Origin of the sequence: Photorhabdus sp. RM71S, assembly GCF_042879355.1 — a bacterium.
Taxonomy (GTDB): domain Bacteria; phylum Pseudomonadota; class Gammaproteobacteria; order Enterobacterales; family Enterobacteriaceae; genus Photorhabdus; species Photorhabdus kayaii.
Genome location: NZ_JBHFKV010000295.1, coordinates 1 through 232, shown reverse-complemented (window position 1 = coordinate 232; position 232 = coordinate 1). Strand labels below are relative to the sequence as shown.

Below are 232 nucleotides of genomic sequence, written 5' to 3'. Positions count from 1 at the left end.
CACTCGTCAGACTCAGCAGTTTTCCCAGGTTCGCTCAACAATCGATATTGATGCCAGCGGGGAAGGACATACAGCGCAATTATTGATGGAGCTGGATATTGAATATTACCAGGGCCCGGAGGATTTCTATGAAATCGAAGCGGCCGAACTGGACGAAATCGACGTCACAATCGCTATGCCTGACGGCACGCCAGAACCTCATTTCAGAATTCAGGAGTAATCCATGTTTGTA

General features: G+C 48.3%; 1 pseudogene. It reads left to right on the top strand.

From position 1 onward, the window contains the following. A pseudogene (locus ACGF5R_RS24960) lies at positions 1-220 on the top strand (ATP-binding protein); the annotation flags it as partial. Between the last annotated feature and the right edge of the window lie 12 nt (positions 221-232).